Below are 22,792 nucleotides of genomic sequence, written 5' to 3'. Positions count from 1 at the left end.
GTACTTGGCGCGCGCGGCCGTTCCCGCTCGGGTATCCCCGTATGCCGCGTCGGTCGCGACCGTTAGCCTGGGTGGGTGAACGGGGGCGTCTTGGCGTACCCCGTTGCGGCATCACCCTGTTCTGCTCCGGTCCCGACCGTCCAGATGGCGACGTCCCGACACAGGCGAGGTCCTCCGTGCCTACCGGCAAGGTCAAGTGGTTCGACACCGAGAAGGGCTTCGGCTTCCTCTCCCGCGACGACGGCGGCGACGTCTTCGTCCACTCCTCCGCGCTGCCGCAGGGTGTCGACTCGCTCAAGCCCGGCATGCGGGTCGAGTTCGGCATCGTCGAAGGCCGCCGCGGCGAGCAGGCGCTGTCCGTGCGCGTGCTGGACCCGCGTCCGTCGGTGGTCGCCGCGACGCGCAAGAAGCCCGACGAGATGACCGTCATAGTCGAGGACGTCATCAAGGTCCTCGACAGCGTGTCCAACACCCTGCGCCGGGGCCGCTACCCGGACAAGGCGACCGCGCACAAGGTCGCCGAGCTGCTGCGTGCGGTCGCGGACCAGATAGAGAGCTGACCCCGCGTCCGCCGGTGCCACGCGGCGCCGGGTGGGCGAGAAGTCCTCGTGCCGTGGATCGGCGCGGGGACTTCGGATTACGGGGACGTCGGATTACGTGGCGGCGGGGCGGGCTCGGCGGTGGTGCCGGTTCCGGAACGGGTGTCCGGGCCCCGCTGTGCCCTCCGGGCGTCCTCAGCGCCCCGGGAACGCCAGCAGATCGTCGGCCACCGGCGGGACCAGCCCCGCGTCGGCCGCGCGCCCGAGAAGGCCGCGTACGGCCGCGTAGCCCTCGTCGCCGAGGTCGCGCGTGAACTCGTTGACGTACAGGCCGATATGGCGCTCCTGCACGGACGGGCTCATCTCCTGCGCGTGCTCCTGGACGTACGCACGCGACGCCGACGGGTCCGTCCACGCGTGCTCGACCGACGCGCGCGCCGCCGACGCCAGCGCCGCCAGGTCCAGCGACCGCCGTGCGACGATCGCGCCCAGCGGGATCGGCAGGCCGGTGTCGGCCTCCCACGCCTCGCCCATGTCGGCGAGGCAGGTCAGGCCGTACTGCTGGTACGTGAACCGCGCCTCGTGGATCACCAGCCCCGCGTCCACCGCGCCATCGCGCACCGCGGGCATGATCTCGTGGAACGGCATGACCCGGATCTCGCCCACCCCGCCCGGCACCGCCCGCGCCGCCCACAGGCGGAACAGCAGGTAGGCGGTGGACCGTTCGCTCGGCACCGCCACGACGCGGCCCGCCAGGTCGGACGGGGCGTGCGCCTCGCGGGCCAGCACGAGCGGCCCGCAGCCGCGCCCGAGTGCGCCGCCGCAGGGCAGCAGGGCGTACTCGCCGAGGACCCAGGGGAGGGCGGCGTACGAGATCTTCAGGATGTCCAGGCCGCCGCGCTCGGCGAGGCCGTTGGTGATGTCGATGTCCGCGTACGTGACCGCGACCTCGGGCGCGTCCGGCACCAGCCCGTGCGCCCAGGCGTGGAAGGCGAACGTGTCGTTGGGGCACGGCGAGTAGGCCAGCGACAGGGCCTCGGCTGTCATGTGCGCTCCTCCATGTCCGCTCCTGTCCGTTCCCCGCCCAGCACAGGCAGCACCGCCGACGTGGCGGCGCCGAGTGCGCGCAGGGCGTCGGGTATGCGCCACGCGTCGCGGTCGCGCGGGCCCACGAGGTTGGAGATCGTGCGCAGTTCGCAGTACGGCACTCCCGCCGCCGCGGCGGCGGTGGCGACGCCAAAGCCCTCCATCGCCTCGGCGGCGGCGTCCGGGTGGCGGCCCACCAGCGCGGCGGCGCGGGCGGCCGTGCCGGTGACCGTCGCGACGGTCAGCACCTCGCCGACGCGGACGTCTTCCAGCACGCCGCGGGCCGCCTCCGCCGCCCCTTCGACCAGGTCGGGAGCGACGTCGAACACACTTCTGCCGAAGCCGAGTTCGTCGACCGACAGGAACCCGTCGGCGGTCTCCGCACCGAGGTCTGCGGCCACGATGCGGCTCGCGACCACCAGCGACCCGACGGGCGCGGCCCCGGCGAAGCCGCCGCCGATGCCCGCGCTGACGACCAGGTCGTACGGGGTGCGCGCGAGTGCGGCGGCCGTCCCGGCGGCCGCCGCCGCGGGGCCGACCCCGGCGGCCACCACGTCCGTGACCGGCGCCGCGCGGCCGCCGTTCCCGGTGCCCGGGCGAGCGCCGGGAACAACCCCGAGCACGGCGTCGCGCTCGGCGGGGACGGCGGTGACGACGAGGATCCGCATGGGGGCGGGGCTAGTCCTTTTCGAGCGTGAAGGCCCAGGCACCCACGCGGTCGCCGGACTTGTCGACCTTGTAGACCGCGACGGCGATCTGTTTCTCGTCCTCGAACGCGTCGTCGGGGACGGTGAAGATGTTCTGGAAAGTCTTGTCCTTGATGACGTCGCTCTTGCCGTCGCCGATCTCCACCTGCCAGCCGGAGTCCGCAAGTTCCTTGTCGACGCCGATGCGCAGCGTGGTGCCCGTGGTCACCTTGAGGACTTTGCTGTCCTTGGCGCACTTCTCGAGCTTCACGGGGTCGGCAAGGTCGGATTTCGAGCAGCTCTCCTCGGAGGAGACCGAGTTGCTGCCGTTGACCAGCGTCACGATGGGAGTCGGCTTCTCACAGCCCGTCAGAGCGAAGGCCCCGAGGACCACTGCGCCCGCGACGGCGGCATGGCGGCGGATCATCATGATCCGAAGGTTACCGGGCGCCGCGCAGCCGGAAGCCGGGGGACCGTGCGGGGCGCGATCGGCGCGTCGTGAGGCGGCGTCCGGTCAGCACCAGCGCCATGACGAGCACGCCCGCCGCGATACCCATGCCGAGCGTGCCGTTCAGCGGCAGCACGATGCCCACGCCGCCGCCGACCACCCACGCGAGTTGCAGCGCGGTCTCGCTGCGCGCGAAGGCGGAGGTACGCACCTCCTCCGGGATGTCGCGCTGGATCATCGCGTCCAGCGACAGCTTGCCGAGCGCCTGGGCGAGCCCGGCGACCGCCGCGACCGCGAGCACGGTCGTCAGGCCGTAGAAGGACGCGGCCGCGACCGCGGAGCCCGCCGCGGTCAGCACCACGCCGACGATGATCGCCTCCGGCGCCTTCGACTTGAACCACGCGCCGAGCCCGGTGCCGACGGCGTTGCCGACCGCCGCCGCGACCACGACCGCGCCGAGGGCCTGCTTGTTGTCGAGCCCCGCGACGGGCTCCTCGCGCAGCAGGAAGCCCAGGAACATCACCAGGAAGCCGGAGAACCAGCGCAGCGACGCGTTCGCCCACAAGGCCAGTACGACGAGGGGGCCGACGCTGCGGAGGCGTCTGGTGGCCTTCGCGGGGGACTTGGCCGCGGACTTGGCGTCGGTCTTGGTATCGCTTTTCGCGTCGGCTTTGGCTGCGGCCTTGGTTGCGGCTTTGGCCTCCGCCTTGGCCGCAGCCTTGGCCTCGGCACGGGCGCGCCGCGGGTGCGGGAAGTGGCTTTCGTGGTCGGCACCAGGCGCCTCGCGCGTGAAGGACGCCTTGTCCTCCCCCTCCGGTGAGTCGACCTTCGCGGGCAGGGCGAACGACAGCCCGGCGCCGAAGACGAAGACGACCACCGCGGCGTACATGATCCACGGCGTCCCGGCCGTCACCTTCAGCAGCCCGGCGACCGGGGCCGCGAGCAGGGTGCCGACCAGGCCGAACATCGTGATCCGCGAGTTCACCTTCACCAGCGACATCGAGCGCGGCTGGAGCCGGGGCACGACCGCGCTGCGGGACACGCCGTACGCCTTCGAGGTCATCAGGACCGCGAACGCCTCGGGGTAGAGCTCCAGGCCGCCGTTCTCCACCGCCCCGGCCATCATGAACGCCAGCACCGCGCGCACCAGCATCGTCACGGCCATCGCCACCCGGCGGCCGCGCCGCAGCCGGTCCAGAAGCGGGCCGATCACCGGGGCCATCAGCGCGAACGGCGCCATGGTGATCAGCAGGTACAGGGCCACCCGGTCGCGCGCCTCGCCGGTCGGCACCGAGAAGAAGACCGTGGTCGCGAGCGCGATCGTGACGAGGGCGTCGCCCGCGTTGTTGATCGCGTGCAGCTCGATCAGCTTGCCGAGGCCGCTCTCCTTGGCGCCCTTCGAGTCGGCCGCGCGGCGGAACCGTCCGCCGGCCGCCTTGGGGAGGCCGCCGAACCAGGACACGCCGCGCCGGAACCGCCCGGTGCCGGCGGCGCTGCTGCCGCGTACCCGCACCGCGCCGGTCCGGATCTCAGTTCGTGTCCGCAAGGCTCCCACCCCTTGAATCCTGCCCTTCTTCACCGGGGATACGTGTATTGGTGACACGCCGAAGGGGCGCGCCGGTTGCGCGCTCCGTACAGGATTCCGTGCCTCTTGAGGGTAGCCCTCGCCATCGCGCCCGGAGGTTGAGAGAGAATCACTCTCGTGAGTGCCCCGATCCGTAGTCGAATCCCCGATCGCCTGTGTGCGGAGGCGGTCGAACTTGCCCTTGCCGCCGCCGAGGATGTCGCTGGCCCGGGCAGGGTCGGCGAGCATCTCGGAGTGGCGGTGGACGGCGATCGCGTCGTCACCCATCTCTTCGCGTGCCGTGAGGACGCGTACCAGGGCTGGCGGTGGGCCGTGACCGTTGCCAGGGCCCCGCGCGCCAAGCTGGTCACCGTCGACGAGACCGTGCTCGTGCCCGGCCCCGACGCCCTGCTCGCACCCGAATGGGTGCCGTGGAGCGACCGCCTGCGTCCCGGCGACCTCGGCGTCGGCGACCTGCTGCCGACCAAGGAGGACGACGAGCGCCTCGAACCCGGATACGCCGACGTGGACGCGGAGACGGCCGAGGAGCCGGTGGGCTTCGGCCCCGGCGCGGTGGCGTACGAACTGGGCCTCGGCCGCGCGCGCGTGCTGTCGCCGCTCGGCCTCGGCCTGGCCGCGGACCGCTGGGAGGAGCACTTCGGCGTCCGTACGCCGATGGCGCAGGCCGCGCCCGCGCACTGCGTCTCGTGCGGCTTCCTGGTCAAGATCGGCGGCCCCCTCGGCCAGGCCTTCGGCGTCTGCGCGAACGAGTACGCCCCGGCCGACGGCCACATGGTCTCCCTGGCCTTCGGCTGCGGCGGCCACTCCGAAGCCGCCGTGATGCCCGCCGTCCCTCAGGTCGCCGACCCCGTGGTCGACGACTACGACGTCGAACCGGTCCGCGTCCACCACGACGCGGGATCGGTGGACGACAAGGAGCCGGGAGAAGACCTGGGCCACTCCTAGGCGGAGGGCCCCGGGCCCCAACGGGCGACGGCGCGGCCGACGGGCGTGGCCACGTGTTCTCGGCGATCGTCGCCCCGCGGCGGGTCGCCGTGGGCCGGCCCGCGAAGGAGCCGAACTCCGGCCGCTCGCCGCAACGCGCGGCGCGACCGGGGGATGGCCGGCCCGGGCGCACCCGACTCCGCCGAGTTCACCGCGCCCACGGGGCCGACGCGCCGGGCGGAGTCCCACCGGTGGACGCGGCCTGCGTGCGCTGACGCACTCGTCGACCTCCTGCAGTGGGCGCGATCGGTCGCGTGGTCGACCGGATCGCTTCGGGGCGGTTCCGACTGACGTGGACTTCGGCGCGCGGCGCCCAGCGGCGAGCGGCGCGACCGGGGGGGATGGCTGGTGTGCGCCGTTGGGCGCAACCTGCGTTACACGGGCGGAGCGTGGGCTGGGGACGGCGGCTGCTGGGCTCGCGGCGCTGGGTGCTGTGCGACGCGGCTGGGCTGGGTGGCGGTTTGGGTGGTCCGATCACCGTCGCTCCCCCTCATCTCCACCCGCCTTGCGTGCGGTGATCGCCGGTGCCTTGCACGCTCCCGGGCCTGCTCTGCCGCGCAGCGGCTCGGTGGCTGGATCTGGGCTGGGTTTTGTCGGGTGTACGGGGGTTCGGGGGCGGGCTGGGGGGCAGGATTTGCCAAGCGGGGTGGGGTTGCGGGGAAAGTTGTGGGCATGGGCACCGAGGACATCTTCGCGACGGCTGGGCTCCGGCGGGCGGTTCTGGATGCGTGGGCCGCACAGCCCGCGCGATTTCGGGAGGACGCCAATGCCGAGGAGGAGCTGGCCCTCGGCGGGTACCGCGACCGGTTGGTCGTGGAGTTGGCGCAGAACGCCGCGGACGCGGCGGCGCGTACCGGGGTTCCCGGGCGGCTGCGGCTGACGTTGCGCGACGGCGTCCTCACCGCCGCGAACACCGGTGAGCCGCTGCACGCGGACGGCGTCCTCGCGCTGTCGACGCTGCGCGCGTCCGCGAAGCGCGACGAAGGACCCGGCACGGTCGGCCGGTTCGGGGTCGGCTTCGCCGCAGTGCTGGCGGTGTCCGACGAGCCCTCGGTGCTCTCCCGCACCGGCGGCGTCCGGTGGTCGCTGCGCGAGGCGCGCGAGCTCGCGGCAAGCGTGCCCGGGATCGCCGACGAGGTCGCGCGGCGCGACGGTGCCGTTCCCATACTGCGGCTGCCGATGCCCGCCGAGGGCACGCCGCCCGAGGGCTACGACACCGCCGTGGTGCTGCCGCTGCGCGACGGTGCCGCGACCGATCTGACCGCGCGCCTGCTCGCCGAGATCGACGACGCGCTGCTGCTCACCCTGTCCGGGCTCGGCGAGATCGTCGTCGAGACCGCGCAGGGCGTCCGCACGCTGTCCCGTCGGGACGACCAGGGGACCGTCGTGGTCGCCGACCGGGGGCAGGAGACGCGCTGGCGCGTCAGTTCGGCCGTCGGTTCGCTGGACGCCCGCCTGCTGGCCGACCGCCCCACCGAGGAGCGCCTGCGCGGTACGTGGTCGGTGCTGTGGGCGGTGCCGGTCGACGCGGCCGGGGCCCCACTGCCCCTGCACGGCGGCGGAGCCGAATGGCGGGCGGGCGGGCCGCCGTTGAGCCTCGACGCGGCGAACGACGACGGCACGCCGCGCGGTTCCGTGCCGGTACGCCCCGTCCTGCACGCCCCCACCCCCTCGGACGAAGCGCTCGGCCTGCCCGCCCTGCTCGTCGCCTCGTTCCCGCTGGACAGCACACGGCGGCACGTCGCGCCGGGAGCCCTCCGCGACTTCCTGGTGGAGCGCGCCGCGGACAGTTACGCCGCGATGGTGCGCGACTGGCCGACGCCGTTCACGCGGGCGATGCTGAGCCTCGTGCCCAACACGGCGCCGGACGGCGAGTTGGACGCGCTGATGCGTCGCGCCGTCCTGGCTCGTCTCGCCGAAACGCCTTTCCTGCCCGCGGCGTTCGCGGACGCCGGTGCCGGTATCGGTGCAGACGGCGCGGCGAACGCCGTTGGTACCGAGGCGGCCTCGGCCGTCGCCGCCCCGCAGGACGGCGAGTCGTCCACCTCCCGCGGCGTCCGGCCGCGGGACGCGGTGGTTCTGGACGGTGCGTCCCCGGGACTGGTCGCCGCGCTCGCGCCCGTCCTGCCCGGTCTGATCCCGGCGGGGCTGGACAAGTCCCCCGCGCTGCGCGCGCTGTCCGTGCGCCGCCTCCCGCTCGCCGAGGTGGTCGACCAACTCGCCGCCCTGGAACGCGAACCCGAGTGGTGGCACGGCCTGTACGCGGCCCTCGACCCCGCGGACCGCGACGCGCTCGGCGCGCTCCCGGTGCCGCTCGTGGACGGCCGCCTCGTGCGCGGCCCGCGACACCTGCTGCTGCCGGGCCCGGACACCCCCAAGCCCGCCGTCCTGGAGCCGCTGGACCTGCGCATCGTGCACCCCGACGCGGTGCACCCGCTGCTGGAGCGATTGGGCGCGCTCCCGGCCGCGCCGCGCACGGTCCTCGCGGATCCCGCGGTCCGGGCCGGGGTCGCCGCCGCCGACGACCACGACGACCCGGACGCCTTCACCGACGCCGTCCTCGAACTCGTGCGCGCCGCACACCTCGCCCCCGGCGAGGAGCCCTGGCTCGCCGAACTGCCGCTGCCCGACGACCAGGGCGACCTGCTCGCGGCCGGCGAACTCATGTTGCCCGGAAGCGCGTTGACCGCGCTGGTCGAACCCGGCACGCTCGGCGTCGCGGACGCGGAGCTGGTCGAGCGCTGGGGGCCCGACGTGCTGCGCGCGGTCGGCGTACTCGACACGTTCGGCCTGGTCGCGGAGGAGGACGTGGTCCTCGACCACGACGCCTGCGACCACGACCTGGACCTGGAGGAAGACTGGCTGGACGATGTCCTCGACCACCTCCCGGACCCCGAAGTGCCGCCCGTACTCGCGTCGTTCAGCGCGGTCCGCGACCTCGACCTGGTGGCCGACGACGCGTGGGAGGACGCGCTCGACCTGCTCGCCGTCCCGCCGCTGCGGGCCGCTGTGGTCGAGCCGGCGCGCGTCCTGCTGCCGGACGGGGGACGCGCCGAGATCCCGTCGTACACCGCGTGGTGGCTGCGCGGACACCCGGTGCTCGACGGCCGCCCGCCCGCCGGTCTGCTCGCGGCGGGCGCCGATCCCGCGCTGCACGGCCTGTACGACGAGGTCGACTCGCACCTCGACGACGTGTTCCTGCGCGCGCTGGGGGTGCGCACCACGCTCGCCGCGCTGCTCGCCGAACCCGGCGGCCCCGACGAGCTGCTGGACCGGCTCGCGAAGCGCTCCAACGACGTCGGCCGCGACCAGCTCCGGCTGCTCTACACGGCGTTGGCCGACGTCGACATGGACCGGGTGGACGCTCCGCACGAGGTGCGTGCGGTCGTCGCGGGCCGCCTGACCGTCGTGGACGCCAGCTCGGCCGCCGTCGCCGACGCGCCGGACCTGGCCGCGCTGTTGGCCGAGGCTCCGGCATGGGCGCTGCTCCCGGTGCGTCCCGACCGCGCGACCGCGCTCGCCGAGCTGCTGCAACTGCCCCTGGTTTCCGAGGTGGTGCCGGGCACGGTGCTGTCCGAGGGCACGCGCAACCCCGTCCCGGAAGCCGTCCTCGCCGCCCTCGCCGGCGCGCCGACCGAGTACGTCGAGCACGGCGAACTGCTCGTGGCGGGCCCGGACGGCGCCGAACTCGAAGCGGAGTGGCGGTTCGTCGACGGCGAGGTGCACGCGACGACGTTCGAGGGCCTGGCCCGCGGGCTCGCCTGGGCCGCCGGCGAGTGGCACCGCCGCTTCGAGGTCGCGCAATTGCTCGCCGACCCGTCGCTGGCCCATGTCCTGGACGCCGAACGGGACTTCGACAACCCGCTGTAGGTCAGGCTCCCTTTGCGGTCCCGGCCGGGGCACCGGGGTGGTGCGCGGTGCCCGGGTGTCTGCGTTGCAGCCACCCGGACACGTGCCAGCCGAACTCCAGGATCGCCATCCCGGCGACGCCGATCCCCACCGCGATACCCCAGTTGGGCAGGTTGTCCGGGTAGAGCGCGAAGAAGTCGGCGAGGAACGGCACGAACATCGCCAGCAGGTAGCCGCCGCCCATCGCCGCGATGAGGACGACCTTCCACCACGCCAGCGGCCGCGCGACGATCGCCAGGATCCACATGGCCACCAGGAACAGCGTGATGGTCGCGCCGGTGCGGTCCTGCGCCAGGCTGGAGCCGTGGTTGAGGCGGGCCAGCGAGTAGGTCAGGAACGTGGCCCCCGCAGCCACCACGCCCGCGGGCACCGCGAAGCGCAGCACCCGCGGCACGAACCCCGGACGGGCGCGCTCGGTGTTGGGCCCGAGCGCGAGGAAGAACGCGGGCGTCCCGATCGTGAGCGTGCCGATCAGCGTCAGGTGCCGGGGCAGGAACGGGAACGGCAGGCCGGCCACGCCGGTCAGCAGAGACAGCAGCAGCGCGTACACGGTCTTCGACAGGAACAGGTTGGCGACCCGCTCGATGTTGCCGATGACCCGGCGGCCCTCCGCGACCACCGACGGCAGTGTCGCGAACTTGTCGTCCAGCAGCACGATTTGGGCCACCGACCGGCTCGCCGCGCTGCCGGAGCCCATGGCCACGCCGATGTCGGCGTCCTTGAGGGCGAGGACGTCGTTGACGCCGTCGCCGGTCATCGCGACCGTGTGGTCCCGGGACTGGAGGCCGGCCACCATCGCGCGCTTCTGCTGCGGGGTGACGCGTCCGAAGACGGTGTTGCCCTCCAAGGCCTGGGCGAGTTCGGCGCGGTCCTCGGGCAGGTCGCGGGCGTCCACCGCGTGTTCGGCTCCGGCCAGGCCGAGCTTCCCCGCGACCGCGCCCACCGACAGCGCGTTGTCGCCGGAGATGACCTTCGCGGCCACGTCCTGGCTCGCGAAGTACCGCAGGGTGTCGGCCGCATCGGGGCGCAGCCGCTGCTCCAGGACCACCAGCGCGGCGGGCGTCGCGGTCTCGCCCGCCCGGTCGCCCAGCGGGCCGTCCGCCTTGGCCAGCAGCAGGACGCGCAGTCCCTGCGCGCCGAGTTCGTCGACCTCGCGCAGTACCGGGTCGCCCTGCGGCAGCAGGACGTCCGGTGCGCCGAGCAGCCACGAGCCCTCGCCCGCGAACGTCGCGCCGCTCCATTTGCGGGCCGACGAGAACGGCTCGACGCCGGTGACCCGCCAACCGTCGCCCTCGGGCGCCGGGTGCGCGTCGATGATCGCCTGGAGGCTCGCGTTCGGCCGGGGGTCGGAGGTACCGAGCGCGCCGAGGGCTTCCTTGACCGGTAATCCGCTTGCCAGCGTGCGGACTTCGCCGACGTCCATGCCGCCCTCGGTGAGCGTGCCGGTCTTGTCCAGGCACACCACGTCGACGCGGGCCAGCCCCTCGATCGCGGGCAACTCCTGGACGAGGCACTGCTTGCGGCCCAGGCGTACCACACCGACCGCGAACGCGACCGAGGTGAGCAGCATCAGGCCCTCGGGGACCATCGTGACGACGCCGGCCACCATGCCGGTCATCGCGCCCGAGAAGTCGTCCTTGTTGCTGCGGAGTTGGCTGATCAGCAGGAGGACGCCGACCGGCACCATGAGCCAGGTGACGTACTTGAGGATCACGTCGAGGCCCGCCCGGAGTTCGGAGCGGGTGAGGGTGAAGCGGCTGGCCTCCTCGGCGAGTCGCGCGGCGTAGGCGTCCCGGCCCACCTTGGTGGCGCGGAAGGCGCCGTTGCCCGCCGCGACGAAGCTGCCGGACATCACCGGGTCGCCGGGACGCTTGTGCACCGGGTCGGACTCGCCGGTCAGCAGCGACTCGTCCAGCTCCAGCCCGTCCGCCTCGACCACCACGCCGTCGACCACGATCTGCTCGCCCGCGCCGATGTCGCACACGTCGTCGAGGACAAGTTCGCGCGGGGTGACCTCGGTGGTCCGGCCGTCACGGCGGACCCGGGGCTTGGCCTCGCCGACCACGGCGAGGGTGTCCAGGGTCTTCTTGGCGCGCAGCTCCTGGATGATGCCGATCGCGGTGTTGGCGACGATCACCAGGCCGAAGAGGCCGTCCTGCGGTGAGCCGAACACCAGGATGACGACGAACAGCGTGCCGATGATGGCGTTGAAGCGGGTGAAGACGTTGGCCCGGACGATCTCGCGGGCGCTGCGGCTGGAGCGGGCCGGGACGTTGTTGACGGCGCCGCGCGCGGCGCGTTCGGCGACCTCGGCCGAGGTGAGGCCTTGGGCGGACGTCTCGGCGGGCGGCGAGGCCTCGGCGTCGATCATGGATCGACGTTACGTCATGAAATGTCGGATTATGTGGTGGCTTGGCGAGTGGCGGCGGGGCTTCGCCGGTGCGGTGGAGCAGCCTTGGCCGCCCCCTCGGTAGCGGCCGCCGCGGTCCGCGGGTGCCCCGGTCAGCGGGCCTGGTCCTGATGGCGGGCCTGGTCCTGGCGGCGGCGGATCGCGTCGCGGCGGCGCCGGACGTACCAGAGGCCCAGCAGCCCGAGCCCCGCGCCGGCCAGTGCGCACCACGGCCACCACTCGCGGCCGTCGCGCTCCAGGGTGTCGCGGAACGGGAGGGACAGGAGGAAGAGGCCGAACCAGACCAGCGTGCCGATGCCGACGATCTTGACGTCGTCGGCCTCCAGCGGCTCGGGGTCCGGACGGCGGACCCGGCCGGACGCGGCGGGCGGTGGCTCATCGGAGGCGTTCTCGCCGGTGCGCGCGACCGGGGCGGGGCCCGAGCCGCCGTCGCCGGAGCCGGTACCGGAATCGAAGCCGGAATCGGAGCCGGACCCGGGCCCGGAGCCGGCGCCGGAACCGACGCCGCCGCCGGGCGTACCGCCCCCGTACACGCCCCCGCCGCTCTCCGCGCGCGCCGCGAACGCCTCGGCGCCGTCGTAGGAGCCCGTGTCGTACGCGCCCGTGTCGTACTCGTCCTCGGGCGACACACGCCGTCGCTTCCCGTGCCTGCTCACAAAGGGCAAGGCTACTGGCCCTCCCACCGCACTAGCCGCAGGCCCCGTCGCCCCCGCGGCGGCCGCCGCTCCCGTCCTCTCGGGTGAGTTCCGGGGAGTTTCCGCCGAGTACCGGGAGTTGCGCCCGGATACGGCCGGGCGGTCGGTGTAAGGAGTGATCAGCGGGACCGTGCCCGGTCCCGCCGCCCGTACCCCCGAACGCACCCCGAGGGGGCCGCCATGACCGCCGATGCCCCCGCACCCGCCGACCCCCGCGCCGCGCCACCCGGCCGCGGGCCCGCCGCCGTGCTCGACCGCTTCTTCGCGGTCTCGGCGCGCGGGTCGTCGCTGCTCCAGGAGACCCGCGGCGGCATCGCCACCTTCTTCACGATGGCGTACATCGTCGTCCTGAACCCGATCATCCTCAGCGGGGCCACCGACAAGTACGGCGAGCACCTGTCGCACGGCCAACTCGTCACCGCGACCTGCCTGGTGGCCGGGGTCATGACGGTGATCATGGGTGTCGCGGGCAACATCCCGCTCGCCATCGCCGCCGGGCTCGGCCTCAACGGCGTCGTGGCCTTCCAGATCGCCCCCGAGATGTCGTGGCCGGACGCCATGGGCCTTGTGGTGTGGTCAGGCCTCGCCATCGTCGTGCTGGTCGTCACCGGCCTGCGCGAGCTGATCATGGACGCCATCCCGATGGCCCTCAAGCAGGCGATCAGCGTCGGCATCGGGCTGTTCATCGCGTTCCTCGGACTGGTCGACGCGGGCTTCGTCACCCGCACCCCGGACTCCGCCGGATCGACGGTGCCGGTCACCCTCGGACCCGACGGGCAGTTGCAGGGCTGGCCGACCCTGGTCTTCTGCGTCGGCGTCCTGCTGACGTTCGTGCTGCTGATCCGCCGGGTCCGCGGCGCGATCCTGATCGGCATCGTGTCGATGACCGTGCTCGCAATGGCGGTCAACGCGGCGGCGGGCGTACCCGACGCGGAATGGGGGCTGATCACCCCGGACCTGCCGGACGGGGTCGTCGGCACCCCCGACTTCGGCCTCGTGGGGGACTTCAGCCTGCTCGGCGCCTTCGCCGAGGCCGGGGTGCTGACCGCGGTGATCTTCATCTTCACGCTGATGCTGTCCGACTTCTTCGACGCGATGGGCACGATCATCGGCGTCACCAACGAGGCCGGGCTGCTGGACGCGGACGGCAGGCTGCCCGGCATCGGCCGCGTCCTCCTCGTGGACGGGTTCGCGGCGGTCGGAGGCGGCGCGGCGTCCTGCTCGTCCAACACGTGCTTCGTGGAGTCGACGGCGGGGGTCGGCGAAGGGGCCAGGACGGGCTTCGCCAACCTGGTCACCGGCGGGCTGTTCCTCGGGGCGCTGTTCCTGACCCCGCTGGCCACGGTCGTGCCGTACCAGGCGGCCACCCCGGCGCTCGTGGTGGTGGGCTTCCTGCTCATGACCCAGGTCAAGGACATCGACTGGACCGACTGGGGGCTCGCGGTCCCGGCGTTCCTGACGATCGTGCTGATGCCGTTCACCTTCAGCATCACCAACGGCATCGGCGCCGGGTTCCTCGCGTACGTCGTCATCCGGGCCGCCACCGGGCGTGCCCGCGAAGTGCCGTGGCTGCTCTGGGTCGTCGCCGCGTTCTTCCTGGTGCACTTCGGCATCGATCCGGTCGAGCAGGTGCTCGGCGTCGAGTAACCGCCGGTACGCCCGCCCCCCGGCGGGGGCCGGGCGGGGGCGTACCGGCGGTTGCCCGACGCCGGGCGAACGGTGCGGTCGGATCCCGGACGGGTCTTGTGTCGTCGCGTCGCCGACGCCAGGATCGGCCGCGTGGGCATGGAGCGCGGGACCATCGACGACGTTCCCCTCGCGGCGCTGTTCCCCGGCGCGCCGACACACGACCTGGACCACGTGCGCCGGGTCGCCGCGGCCGTCGACACGTTGCGGCTCGCGGCCGAGCCGCCCGAATGGGAGTGGTTCCGCGACCACGCGGCATGCCCCGAACCCCTGCCGGAGGGCATCACGCCGCTCGTGCTGACCACGACCGTCGCGCTCGTCCACGAGGAGACGGGCGTCGACTGGCTCGAACTCGAACTCGACGTCGCGTGGATCCGCCCGCACACCCTGGCCGCGCTCGCGGCGGTCAGCGTCGCGTGCTGGTGCGACATCGACCACAACACGCACTACCCGGTCGAGACGGTCGTCGACGTCGGGAGCGCGCTCCCGCTGGGGGATGCGTTCGAGCACGCCGCGAGCCGCCTGCCCGCCTGGCTCGCCTGCCCGCGCGACCCGGAGTACTGGCGGGCCCAGGCGGCGCTTCCCGCCCGCCCGAAACTGCTGCCGCGGCTGCGGCCGGAGTAGCCGGGGACGACTCGGGGGAGCCGCTCGTCCGGCCCTTTCGCGGCCTGTCGTGCCCCCCGGCGTGACCCTGTCGTGATCCCGTGCATGACCCCGTGCGTGACCGCTGTCGCGACCCCTGCGTGACCCCTGTCGTGGCCTTGTCGTGGTCCCGTGCGCGAGCGACCGCCTGCGGAATATCCGCCGCCGGGCAAACCGTTACCGTTAGCGAAAGTAATGATCTAAGCTAACGAAGGTGTCCTTGTCCGATGCCGACCGCGCCGCGGTCGCCGTGCTCCGTGCGTCCGTGCTCAAGCTGGCCCGCCGCCTGCGCAATCAGCGTGCCGACGAGACCTTGAGCCCCACGCAACTGTCGGTGCTGACCATCCTGGTCGCACGTGGCGCCATGACGCCGGGCGAGCTCGCCCGGCACGAAAAGGTGCAGCCGCCGTCGATGACCCGCGTCATCGCCGGGCTGGAGGAACGCGGGCTGGTCCGCCGCGACCCGCACCCCGAGGACCGGCGCCAGATCACCGTCACCGCGACGGAGCCGGCCGCCGAGGTCGTCGCCGAGAGCCGCCGGCTCGGGAACGCGTGGCTCGCCGCGCACCTGGAGGGGCTGACCGCCGAGGAGTTGGCGGCCCTGCGCGCCGCGGTGCCGGTGCTGGAACGGCTCGCGCAACTCTGACCGCCCCGCGGGCGGAGGTCGGACAAGGGACGGCGGGATCGACTCGCGCCGCTCCCGCACACCCGACCAACCGCTCGATGAAAGGGGCGTCTTGACGGCCACCGCGCAACCGGCCACTGCCCGAACCTCGATGTTCTCCTCGCTGCACAACCGCAACTACCGTCTGTTCGCCGCGGGGCAGATGGTCTCCAACACTGGTACGTGGATGCAGCGCCTGGCGCAGGACTGGCTGGTCCTCAAGCTCACCGGCAGCGCCATGGCGCTCGGCATCACGACCGGCCTCCAGTTCCTGCCGATGCTGCTCTTCGGCCTGTGGGGCGGCGCCGTCGCCGACCGCTACCGCAAGCGCCGCCTGCTCATCGCGACGCAGGCAGCGATGGGGATGCTGGCCGCGATCCTCGCCGTACTCGACCTCGCCGGCGTCGTGGACGTGTGGCATGTGTGGGTGCTGGCGCTGGGCCTCGGCTTCGCCACCGCGATCGACAACCCGACCCGCCAGACCTTCGTCGTGGAGATGGTCGGCCGCCGCGACCTGCCCAACGCGATCAGCCTGAATTCGGCCAACTTCCAGCTCGCCCGGATCACCGGTCCCGCCGTCGCGGGCCTGCTCATCGCGGCGATCGGCACGGGCTGGGTGTTCGCCGTCAACGCGGTGTCGTACGTCGCCGTCATCCTCGGCCTGCTCGCCATGCGCGAGCGCGAGCTGACCCCGACCACACCGGTCAAGCGCGAGCCGGGGCAGCTCCGGGAGGCGCTGCGGTACGTCCGGGCCCGTCCGGACCTGCTCGCCGTCTTCGCCCTCGTCGGGTTCGTCGGCACCTTCGGCTTCAACTTCGCGGTCACCCTCGGCGGCTTCGCGAACCAGGTCTTCCACGCCGGTCCGGGGGCGTTCGGCCTGCTCAACACGGTCTTCGCGCTCGGCTCCCTCGGCGGCGCGCTGCTCGCCGCGCGGCGCGGGCGGTCGCGCATGACCATGCTGATCGGCGCGGCGTTCGCCTTCGGCGCGTTGAGCATGTTGGCAGCGGTCATGCCCGCGTACTGGAGCTTCGCCGTCGCGCTGGTGCCGATCGGCATCGCCGGGATCACCTTCAACACGGCCGCGAACTCCACGGTGCAGCTCGGCGTCGACGCGGAGCTGCGGGGGCGTGTCATGGGCCTCTACATGCTGGTGTTCATGGGCGGCACGCCGCTCGGCGGACCGCTCGTCGGCTGGATCGCGGAGGCGTACGGCCCGCGCGTGGCCCTGCTCTTCGGCGGCTTCGTCTCGGCGCTGACGGCGGTGGCCGTGGGCCTGATCCTGGCCCGCCGCACCGGCAAGCGGCTGCGGGTCTCGGTCCGGCCGCACCCGGCCCTGCGCGTCGTGGACCGGGTGCCCGCGGCCCGTCCCGATCCGGTTGCGGTGTGATGCGGAACGCTTCGCTCAACATCTGACACGGCGTCAAAATCGTTGCAGGGAACGGCAAATGTTTCGCCGTCAAGGATCCGTTCGGGTGACGGAAATCATCGACACCGGTCGTTCCGGGCTGGAACGATTGATTCATGGACTATGCGAGATTCCAGGATTTTGTCCGGGCGGAGGGGCTGCGCCTGGGGGAATCGGCGGCGGCGGGCCTGGACAACCCGGTCCCGTCCTGCCCGGGATGGACGGTCGCGGACGTCGTGGGGCACACCGGATCGGTGTACCTGACGGCGGCCGAGTGGCTGCGGCTCGGCCGCCGCCCGGAAGCCCCCGAGACCGGTGCCCCGAAGGGCGACGTACTGGCGTGGTACGGCGACGCGCTGGCCGAACTGCGCGCCGAACTCGCGCGCCGCGGCCCCGGTCACCCGGTCGGCGAGGACGACGGCGACGGCGCGGTCGGCTTCTGGTACCGGCGGCTGGCCCACGAGGCGGCGATGCACCGCACCGACGTCGAGATGGCGGTGGGCGAGCCCGAGCCCATCGACCTCGACCTCGCGATCGACGGCATCGACGAGGCCCTGCGGGTGCTGCTGCCGCTGCGGTACGACGGAGGCGGGCCGGACGCCGCGGTCGGCCGCACCGTCGGCGTGCACTGCCACCACCACAACTGGCGGCTCACCCTGCACCGCGACGCGGTGGAGGTGTCCCGCGCACCCGGCTTCACCGACGCCGCCGTCCGCGGTGAGCCTGCCGAGCTGCTGCTGTACCTGTGGGGACGGCGCCCGGGGACGGTCGTCTCCCGCACCGGCGACACCACGGTCCTGGCGGCCTTCCGGCGCCGGCTGGCGCTGTCGATGATCTGAGAAGGGGAATCGGCGGGACCGTAAGGCGGGGTCGGTGGGTGGGTGAGTGCGCGTGTGTGTTGTTCGCCTGCCGGCTCGTACGCCCGCGCGGCCACCTCGCGGCGCCGTGGCCGCGCTTCGCGCCGGTGCGTTCGGCCCCAACCGTGGTGTGTGCCGTCGCCCGGTCCGCCCGAGGGTCGGGGCACCGGGCGGCGCGGGTTAGGTTGGTGGGGTGAACCCGCGTACCCGTACCCGCATCGTTTCCGCGGCGCTTGTCATCCTGCTGATCGCCGTGGCGGTCGGTGCCGCGCTGAGCTGAGCTCCTGCCCACGTCGTGCTCGCCCGGACCGCGCCGGGCGGCGCGTCGGCGACAGCTGTCGTTCCCGGCTGTGGTTCCCAAGCTGGTTCCGGCTGCGTGCCCGGGATCCGGGTCCGGCTGCCCGCCCGGGATCCGGCGGTGCGTTCGCACTTTGGCTCGGCTTGACCAGTTCGTGATGCAACCGTGCGTCGCGCCCGTCGGTAGACCGGGTGGGTGGATGAACGACGGACCCGGGACACCGCGTCCCCGGGCGCGGCGCGGAGGTGGACACGAGTGGTGGCACGTACGGCCGGACCGGGCCCGACGGCGGCCGGCGAAGCTGTGGGATCATCGGTTCTTTGGCCGACCGCTCGGCCGTCCCGCGATGCCGACCACCCTGCGGCGGATGTCGAAACCGTCGTCGAGACGGTCCACGGCCCGGGCCGGTCGCCCGACAGCGAGGGATCCGAGATGACCGAGGAGGAGTTCGACGCGTTCTACCAAGCGTCGTTCTCCCGCCTGGTCCATCAGCTCTACGCGCTGACCGGCGACTTCTCCGAGGCCCAGGACGTCGTGCAGGAGGCGTTCGTCCGCGCGTGGGACCGCCGCGCGCAGTTCTTCGCCGCCGAGGCGCCGGAGGCGTGGATCCGCACGGTCGCCTGGCGGCTCGCGGTCAGCCGGTGGCGCCGCGCCCGGCGCGGATGGGAGCTGCTGCGCCGCAACCACGTCGAGCAGCCGGTCGCCGGTCCCGACCCGAACCACGCCGCACTCGTCGCCGCTCTGCGGAAGCTTCCCGAGGCCCAGCGGCAGGCCGTCGTGCTGCACCACCTGTGCGACATGACGGTCGATCAGATAGCCGTGGAGACCGACGTGCCCAGCGGCACCGTCAAGGCCCGTCTCGCGCGCGGCCGCGCGACACTCGCCAAGATCCTCGCCGACCGCGAGGGGGAGGGGGAGGAACACCGTGCGCATTCGTGACGGGTCGCGCGGCGGGCGCGGTGCGGGGGGGCGCGCAGGGGTGCGTGCGGGGCTTGGCGCGCGGCGCCGCCTTGTTCTCGTCCCGCTCCGTGCCCCTGTCGTTCCCGTCCCCGGCGTTGCCGCCCCCCTCGCGTCCGCGGCACGGGGAGGAGGGGAACGCCTTGCCCACGCCTGACGACCACCTCCAGGACCCGCAGCTCGCGCGCGCGTTGCGGAACCTCGACCTGCCGGGGCCCGTCACGCCGTCCCTCACCGCGCAGGAGGTACGCCGCAGAGGAGCGCGCCGCCGTACTCGAAGGCACGCGGCGTGGGCGGGTTCCGGGCTGGTCGCGGCGGCGATCGCCGGTGCACTCGTCGTGGGGCCGTTGACCCCGGACCGCAGCGGCCGGGGCCCTACCTCGGCGGCCGTTTCCTCCGGGCCGGCCGCCCCACCCGTGACCACGGCGCCGCCCGGGAGCCCTGGGACTTCTGAGCCGACGGGCGAGGGCACGGAGGAACCGCGCCGATCGCCCGTGGCGACGCTCGACCTCGGCGCCAGGCGCCTGAACATGCGCGGCGACGACGGTGCCGAGGACGGTCGCTGGTTCGACGTCTACATCAGCGGTGCGGCGTTCGACCAACTGGCCAAGAACCCGCTGACACTCCAGATCACCGGTCGGCACCGGACCCTGGACATGGACGGCTACGGGGCGGAACTGGGCAAGGACACCGCCGTGGCGGTGCCGTGGGTGATCACCGCGACGGCCCCGGACGGCACCGAGCTCTACATAGGTTCGCCGCCCAGGTGCCTGCCGACCGCGGAGCAGTGCCCCGCGGACCCGGGCCGCCAGGGCCTGATCGGCTTGTTCGGGGAGGACCGGGCCAGGGAGTTCTACGATTCCGTCGGGTTCGGCGGCCGTATCGAGGTGGTGGGCTCGTACGACGAAGGCCCCGTCACCACCAGGGACGTCGGCGCGCCTGTCAGGGTCGAGCCACGGGCGACCACTCCGCCCGCCTCCTCGGGCGGCGGCGTGTCGGCCGTGCCGTCGGCGACGCCGTCGGCACGGCCCACCGAGTCCCGGGTACCGGCATCGGCCACCTCGCCCGAGCCGTCCAGGACCGCGAGCTGACCCGTGGTCCGGGCGGAATGTCCGGTCTGTCCGGACGCCCGCCTACCGAATTCCACCGCGCGCCCCCGACTCCTGGCACTGTTTCCGCTATGAAGTTCCGCGCATCACCGCTGGTCGCCCTCGTCGCGGCGGCGCTGCTGGCGTCGGCCGCGGCGCCGCCGGCCACCGCCGCACCGGCCGCGCAGGACCCCGACGTGGTGACGATCCAGGACGACCGCATCACCGAGTCCAGCGGGCTGGTCGCGAGCGCGCAGCACCCCGGCGTCTACTGGACCCACAACGACAGCGGCGACGAGCCGCGGATCTTCGCGGTCGGCGCGGACGGGGCGACCAAGGCCGTGCTGACCCTCCAGGGCGTCACGCCGCGCGACTGGGAGGCCGTCTCGATCGGTAAGGACGAGGCCGGACGTCCCGCGCTGTTCATCGGCGACATCGGCGACAACCTCAAGGGCAAGTGGTCCGAGGTGTGGATCTACCGGATCCCGGAACCGGCGGAACTCAAGGACGCCACCGTGAAGGCGGTGAAGTACCGGCTGACGTACGAGGACGGCCCGCGCGACGCCGAGGCGTTGCTTGTGGACCCGCGTACCAACAGGATCTTCATCGCCAGCAAGGAGAACGAGGGTGGCCTGTACGAGCAGCCCGCCACGCTGTCGACGACCGCCGTGAACGTCTTCACGCGCGTCGGGTCCGCCCCCGCGACGGTCACCGACGGGGCGTTCTCGCCGGACGGGACCCGGTTCGTGCTGCGCGGCTACATGGTCGCGATGATGTTCTCGGCGCCGGGCAAGGAGGTCGACAGCGTGTACGTGCCGGTGCAACTGGGCGGCCTGCAAGGCGAGTCCGTGACTTTCTCGGCGGACGGGCGGTCCGTCCTGTTCGGTCACGAGGGGGCGGACAGCACCATCAGCCGGGTCGAACTCAACGGCCGCAACCGGCCGGAGTCGGTCGCGGCGGCCCCCGACGCGAAGCCGGGCGGCACGCAGGGTGCGCAGGGCGACGCGGCCCCTCTGGGCGGCGGGGATCCGGACGGGGACGCGGGCAAGGAGAAGAACGAGGCGTACGGCCCGGGTTTCCTGGCGGTCCTGTTGATCGTGGTGACGGTGTACGGCTACATCAAGTTCCGGGGGCGGCGGTCGGATTCGTCGTGACGGGGGGTGGCGTGGGGGTGGGGTCGCCGGCCGTCGAATCGCCGCTGCTGTCCGTGCCCTCTGCGGTATCCGTGCTCTCTGTGCTCTCTGTAGTGTCCGTGCTGTCCGTGGCGGCGTTGTCGGCGCCGGTGCCGCCGCCGCTGAGCACCAGGGCGGGGACGGCCAGCACGAGGAACACCGGGACCAGCCCGAACGCCCGCCACGTGTCCAAGGTGTCGGCGAGCAGGCCGAGCAGGAACGGGGCGCCTCCGGCGGCGAGTGCGGTGGCCAGGGCGCTGCGGGACGCGGCCAGGTCGGAGCGTCCCTCGGACGCCGCGATCGAACGGGCCATCGCCAGCGGGAACTGCACCGACATGCCGAGACCGGCCACGAACAGGCCGGTGAAGGACAGCCAGGCGGTCGTACTCAGCCAGAGCGCGGCGAAGCCCGCGGCGTTGACGGCGAGGGCCACGGCGTAGAGGCGGCCGTGCGGGTGGCGGAGGGCGAGGCGCCCGCCGACGATGCGGCCGACGCACAGGCCCGCGACGACGGCCGTCATCGCGGTCGCGGCGGCCCCCTCGGACAGTCCGGCGCGGGCTTCGAGCAGGTCGGACGCCCAGAGCGACAGCGAGAACTCGACCGCGACGAGGCAGACGAGAAGCAGCCAGGCCCACCAGTAGCGGGCGGGGAGGCGGTTGGGGCCAGGCTGTGCCTGTCGGATCTCTGCGCCACTCACGGCCCCTGGAACCGCGCTTCGCGGCGTTGCCGGCGCAGGAGGGCCGTCAGGGCCCGGCGGGCAAGGGTGACCGAGTGCGAGTGTCGGGCCCGCGCCTCGCGATGCACGGCGCCGGAGAGTGTGGGTGCGTTGCGCGGGGATGCCGGGTTGGGGTTCGGGCGCGGTGTGTGCGGGAGTTCCGGATGGGGTGCGTGCCGGGGCCGGCGTGTCCGTTGGGGTGTCTCCGGCCGACGGGGATGGCGTACGCGTCGGCTCCGGGCCGTGCGGGGGCGGTGAGTTCGTGGTGGTCCGGCGGTCGGGGCCGGGTATTCGGACGCGGCGGAACACCGCGTACAGGAGTGCCGTCAGGACGGGCGCGGCCAGGAGGCCGTAGCGCCAGCCGAGGCCCGACGCCTGGGCGCCGCCGATCGCCAGCGGGGCGGCCATGCCGACCGCGGCGCCGATGCCGTGCGCCTCGCTCAGCGCCCCCGGTCCGGCGACCTTGCCGTGGTGGTCCATGATCGCCGCGGCGGCCAGGTTGACGGCCGCGAATCCGCCGAGGCCGCAGAGGAGGGCGCCGACGAGGGAGAGTGCGAGCCACGGGCTGAGGGCGTACACGAGCACGCCTGCGGCGAGCAGCGCGAACCCGCCCCACAGCGCGGGGCCGCGCCCCCACCACACGACCGGGCGGCTGCCGAGGACGCCGACGACGGCCCCGCCGACGGCGTAGGCCGTGCTGTGCAGGCCCGCGACGGCCTTGCTGACGACGAGGTCGTCGCCGAGCAGCGGGACGGACGGCCCGAAGCCGTAGAGGAAGTACGCGAACACGGCGGTCTGAAGGTAGAGCAACCGGGTCGCCTGGTCTCGGACGAGGCGGATTCCCTCGGCAGGGGCCGTCGCCGACGGCGGAACGGCCGCTTCGTGGGGATTCACCCGAAGAGGTTACCCAGCAGACACAGCGGAGCCCTCCCCGTCGGGGGAGGGCTCCGTCGTCGCCGGTGTGCG

18 protein-coding genes are annotated in these 22,792 nt (G+C 73.3%); 11 read left to right on the top strand and 7 right to left on the bottom strand.

Annotated features, from left to right (window positions below):
* The first annotated feature begins 176 nt into the window (after positions 1–176).
* The gene (locus tag ACRX5S_RS32770) at positions 177–560 is read left to right on the top strand and encodes a cold-shock protein (protein ID WP_436776819.1); all 384 of its coding nucleotides are present in this window, start codon (positions 177–179) and stop codon (positions 558–560) included.
* Between the two features lie 174 nt (positions 561–734).
* On the opposite strand, the gene ACRX5S_RS32765 is transcribed toward ACRX5S_RS32770, so the two are convergent.
* From ACRX5S_RS32765 to ACRX5S_RS32750, 4 genes are read right to left on the bottom strand one after another with little or no spacing between them, the layout of a single operon-like run.
* Positions 735–1,586: a 1,4-dihydroxy-6-naphthoate synthase gene (locus ACRX5S_RS32765; RefSeq protein ID WP_436776818.1), complete on the bottom strand. Its 852-nt coding sequence runs from the start codon at positions 1,584–1,586 to the stop codon at positions 735–737.
* The gene (locus ACRX5S_RS32760) at positions 1,583–2,293 is read right to left on the bottom strand and encodes a futalosine hydrolase (protein WP_436776817.1); all 711 of its coding nucleotides are present in this window, start codon (positions 2,291–2,293) and stop codon (positions 1,583–1,585) included. Before ACRX5S_RS32760 ends, ACRX5S_RS32765 begins: the two co-directional genes overlap by 4 nt.
* Positions 2,294–2,303: 10 nt before the next feature.
* Positions 2,304–2,741, bottom strand: a complete 438-nt coding sequence (locus ACRX5S_RS32755; RefSeq protein WP_436776816.1) for a hypothetical protein — start codon at positions 2,739–2,741, stop codon at positions 2,304–2,306.
* Positions 2,742–2,751: 10 nt separating this feature from the next.
* Positions 2,752–4,305, bottom strand: coding sequence for an MFS transporter (locus tag ACRX5S_RS32750; protein WP_436776815.1), 1,554 nt, complete (start codon positions 4,303–4,305; stop codon positions 2,752–2,754).
* Between the two features lie 168 nt (positions 4,306–4,473).
* Here ACRX5S_RS32750 and ACRX5S_RS32745 point away from each other — a divergent pair, with 168 nt between their 5' ends.
* The gene (locus tag ACRX5S_RS32745; protein ID WP_436776930.1) at positions 4,474–5,289 is read left to right on the top strand and encodes a DUF3027 domain-containing protein; all 816 of its coding nucleotides are present in this window, start codon (positions 4,474–4,476) and stop codon (positions 5,287–5,289) included.
* Between the two features lie 711 nt (positions 5,290–6,000).
* A complete protein-coding gene (locus ACRX5S_RS32740) occupies positions 6,001–9,198 on the top strand; it encodes a sacsin N-terminal ATP-binding-like domain-containing protein (RefSeq protein ID WP_436776814.1) in 3,198 nt (1,065 codons plus the stop codon).
* A 1-nt stretch (position 9,199) separates the two neighbouring features.
* Here the strand turns inward: ACRX5S_RS32740 and ACRX5S_RS32735 are convergent, their stop codons facing one another.
* Together ACRX5S_RS32735 and ACRX5S_RS32730 are read right to left on the bottom strand one after the other, a co-directional pair.
* The gene (locus ACRX5S_RS32735; protein ID WP_436776813.1) at positions 9,200–11,608 is read right to left on the bottom strand and encodes a cation-translocating P-type ATPase; all 2,409 of its coding nucleotides are present in this window, start codon (positions 11,606–11,608) and stop codon (positions 9,200–9,202) included.
* 131 nt (positions 11,609–11,739) lie between these two features.
* Positions 11,740–12,303 (bottom strand): hypothetical protein, encoded by a 564-nt coding sequence (locus ACRX5S_RS32730; RefSeq protein WP_436776812.1) that lies wholly within the window; start codon positions 12,301–12,303, stop codon positions 11,740–11,742.
* Positions 12,304–12,522: 219 nt separating this feature from the next.
* Between ACRX5S_RS32730 and ACRX5S_RS32725 the strand changes: the two genes are divergently transcribed.
* From ACRX5S_RS32725 to ACRX5S_RS32690, 8 genes are all read left to right on the top strand, one after another.
* Entirely contained in the window at positions 12,523–13,989 is a 1,467-nt protein-coding gene (locus ACRX5S_RS32725; protein ID WP_436776811.1) for an NCS2 family permease, read from the top strand.
* 132 nt (positions 13,990–14,121) lie between these two features.
* The gene (locus ACRX5S_RS32720) at positions 14,122–14,652 is read left to right on the top strand and encodes a hypothetical protein (protein ID WP_436776810.1); all 531 of its coding nucleotides are present in this window, start codon (positions 14,122–14,124) and stop codon (positions 14,650–14,652) included.
* Between the two features lie 232 nt (positions 14,653–14,884).
* Positions 14,885–15,316 carry a MarR family transcriptional regulator gene (locus ACRX5S_RS32715; RefSeq protein WP_436776809.1) on the top strand — a complete coding sequence of 144 codons (432 nt, stop codon included), beginning with the start codon at positions 14,885–14,887 and terminating at the stop codon, positions 15,314–15,316.
* A gap of 130 nt (positions 15,317–15,446) precedes the next feature.
* On the top strand, positions 15,447–16,721 hold the full coding sequence (locus tag ACRX5S_RS32710; RefSeq protein WP_436776929.1) for an MFS transporter: 1,275 nt from the start codon (positions 15,447–15,449) through the stop codon (positions 16,719–16,721).
* A 134-nt stretch (positions 16,722–16,855) separates the two neighbouring features.
* Entirely contained in the window at positions 16,856–17,578 is a 723-nt protein-coding gene (locus ACRX5S_RS32705; RefSeq protein WP_436776808.1) for a maleylpyruvate isomerase family mycothiol-dependent enzyme, read from the top strand.
* Between the two features lie 748 nt (positions 17,579–18,326).
* The gene (locus ACRX5S_RS32700; protein WP_436776807.1) at positions 18,327–18,833 is read left to right on the top strand and encodes a SigE family RNA polymerase sigma factor; all 507 of its coding nucleotides are present in this window, start codon (positions 18,327–18,329) and stop codon (positions 18,831–18,833) included.
* Between the two features lie 161 nt (positions 18,834–18,994).
* The gene (locus ACRX5S_RS32695; protein WP_436776806.1) at positions 18,995–19,942 is read left to right on the top strand and encodes a hypothetical protein; all 948 of its coding nucleotides are present in this window, start codon (positions 18,995–18,997) and stop codon (positions 19,940–19,942) included.
* 89 nt (positions 19,943–20,031) lie between these two features.
* Positions 20,032–21,093 carry a hypothetical protein gene (locus ACRX5S_RS32690; protein WP_436776805.1) on the top strand — a complete coding sequence of 354 codons (1,062 nt, stop codon included), beginning with the start codon at positions 20,032–20,034 and terminating at the stop codon, positions 21,091–21,093.
* On the opposite strand, the gene ACRX5S_RS32685 is transcribed toward ACRX5S_RS32690, so the two are convergent.
* Positions 21,059–22,720 (bottom strand): MFS transporter, encoded by a 1,662-nt coding sequence (locus tag ACRX5S_RS32685; protein ID WP_436776804.1) that lies wholly within the window; start codon positions 22,718–22,720, stop codon positions 21,059–21,061. The two genes, ACRX5S_RS32690 and ACRX5S_RS32685, sit on opposite strands and share 35 nt — an antisense overlap.
* Positions 22,721–22,792: the final 72 nt, after the last annotated feature.

It is taken from the genome of Yinghuangia sp. YIM S09857, from assembly GCF_051388915.1.
Classification (GTDB): domain Bacteria; phylum Actinomycetota; class Actinomycetes; order Streptomycetales; family Streptomycetaceae; genus Yinghuangia.
This window is presented reverse-complemented; position numbering and strand designations above follow the sequence as displayed.